The organism is Streptococcus sp. HMSC074F05 (genome assembly GCF_001808725.1).
Classification (GTDB): domain Bacteria; phylum Bacillota; class Bacilli; order Lactobacillales; family Streptococcaceae; genus Streptococcus; species Streptococcus parasanguinis_I.
In genome coordinates this window covers 75463-78184 of the sequence record NZ_KV794407.1, presented here as the reverse complement: position 1 = coordinate 78184, position 2722 = coordinate 75463, and the positions used below count along the sequence as shown (strand labels likewise).

At 39.8% G+C, this 2722-nt stretch carries 1 protein-coding gene; it reads right to left on the bottom strand.

The features are described 5' to 3' along the window. On the bottom strand, positions 1–2722 hold a 2722-nt coding region (locus HMPREF2685_RS10810; RefSeq protein ID WP_261710240.1), incomplete at both ends, for a Spy0128 family protein.

Genomic DNA, 2722 nt, shown 5'->3' with positions numbered 1-2722 from the left:
GCCAAGTGACTTAGTGAAGCCATCTTTAAGGGTTGCAGTGATCACACCGTTGTTGACAGCGATATCGAATTTATCTGTTACTTCTGCACCTGTTACAGAGTCGTAAGCTTTGATGTCAGCCGCATTAAGATTTAATTTGGCTTCATCATAGTTATCTGAGATACCAACTGTTTGGATGTTGTCCTTGTTCGCTGCGTCAAATTTAGTTGTATCCAACCATACTTGGTAAACCAATTTAGAACCACGTTCAACAGTCTTAGTATTCAAGTTTTCTGCTTCGTTGTTTGATGCATCGTCTGCATATGGGTTCGCATTTGTATCTGCGTACTTGTCTGCCAACTCTCTATCATCGTCAACGAGCTTGTCACCAGTGATATCGTATTTCTCTTTAGAAACAACATATTTCTCTGGTTGGAACTTAGGTTCTTCTGGAGGTGTTACACGGTTGTTAAATTCTTTATCAGCTGCATCTGTTACGTTGGCAACGATTGCTTTAGCTGTACCATCGTGTGAAACAACCACTTTAACAGTAGCAACCATTGTATCGTATTTGACAGTTGCATCTGTACCAGGAGTTTCTTCTACTGTGTAGTTGTAAGTCTTACCAAGATCATCACGACCGAATTCAAGAGTCTTGAAGACAATCTTACCAGCAGCGTCATTCTTCACGCGCTCAACTTCAACGCCGTCTTTCTTCAATACGAATTCGAATTCCTTGGCTTGAAGTTCACGACCTTCCAAACGTTTCGTGAAGTTCATTTCCACTGGAACTGGAACGCTGTTGACACGTTTTTGTGTTGGTTTTTCAGGTTTTTCAACTGTCTTGCTTACTGGGTTGTAAACGTGAACTGTTTGGTTGGCTGTATTTTCAATATCAGCACCAGCTTTAACAGATTCTTTCACAGTTGCTGGAATATCAAATTTATAGTAACGTCCAAATTCGAACTTAGTTGTATCGATAACAGGAGCGTTTACTTTGTCTTTGATAAATTCATCTTTAGAAGTTGCAGTGATGGTGCCGTTTTCAACTTTGATGTCGAATTTATTGGTTACTTCTGCACCAGTTACTGAATCGTAAGCTTTGATATCCGCTGCATTAACGTCCAATTTTTCTGCATCGTATGTATCAGATACACCAACGTATTGGATGTTGTTAGCTTCAGTAAATTTCGTAGTATCAAGCCATACTTGGTAAACCAATTTAGAACCACGTTTAACTGTCTTGGTATTCAAGTTTTCTGGTTCGTTGTTAGTTGTCTTGTCTACATATGGATCTGCATTTGTTTCAGTGTACTCATTTGTCAACTCATCGTCGTCATCCATCAACTTGTTGCCAGTGATGTCATATTTCTCTTTAGAAACGACAAATTTTTCTGGTTGGAATTCTGGAGTTTCTGGAGGAGTAACTTTGTTGTTGAATTCTTTATCTGGAGTACCATCAGTAGCCTTACCATTGGCATCTTTACCACCAGTTGATGTCACGTTTGTAACAGTTGTCAATGAATGACCGTTCTTCGCAACTTCAACAGTCACTGTAGCCTTCATTTGGTCGTAAGTCATTCCAAATTCTTTGTTTGCCGGAATCACTTCTTCTACAGTATATGTGTGGGTACCAACTTTTGTATTGTCGAATGACAATTCTGAGAAGGTTACCGTACCATCAGCTTTATTGGTTACTGTTTCAACTTCTCGTCCGTTAGCATCTTTAAGGATGAATTTGAATTCTCCATCTTTAAGCTCACGGCCAGCCAACTTCTTAGTGAAGTCAAATTTCGTTACAACTGGAGAAACCACATAGTTGTTGAACTCTGTGTCTTCAGGCATTGTAACAGCAGTGCTCAAGAGACCTGTAGCAGCATCTTTAGTAACTTTAACTTTCACTTCTGCGTTCATTGTATCGTAATCGATATTTATATCGTTACCAGCTTTTTCACGCACAGTGTAAGTGTGTTCACCTACAGCGTTGTATTCAATCGCATCAAATGTGATAGATCCATCTGCTGCATTTTTCTTGGTTTGGATCACATTGCCATTTTCAAGCAATTCAAATGTGAAGGCATCCTTCGTGAGCTCTTTCCCTTCCAATTTCTTAGTGAACTTGAATTGAGCTTGTGTAGCAACAGGTGTGAAGGTATTGTTGAACTCTGTATCTGCAGGAAGTGTGTTTGTTGCTTTAAGAACATGACCTTCCTTAGTAACAGTGATTGTTACTTCAGCTTTCATTGGGTCGTAAGTCATGCCAGTTTCTTTATTTTCTGGGATAACTTCTTCTACAGTGTACTTGTGAGTACCAACTTGAGTATTATCAAAGGTCAAATCATCAAAGGCTACAACACCTTGTTTAGTATTGGTCTTGGTTTGAAGAGTCTTACCATTTGAATCTTTCAATACAAAGCTGAATTCGCCTTCTTTCAACTCACGGCCTGCAAGGGCTTTGCTGAAGTCGAAACGAGTCTTAACTGGAGCTACTGCAAAGTTGTTAAACTCTGTATCTGCCGGCATAGTAACTGCAGCGTTCAAAAGACCAGTTTGAGCGTCTTTTGTGACGTTAACAGTCACAACAGCGTTCATTGGATCATAATCGATATTCGTATCTGTGCCAGCTTTTTCACGTACAGTGTAAGTATGTGTACCTGCAGCAGCGTACGAGATTGCATCGAATTGGATGGTTCCATCCGCTGCATTTTGTTTAGTTTGGATCACATTGCCATTTTCAAGCAAT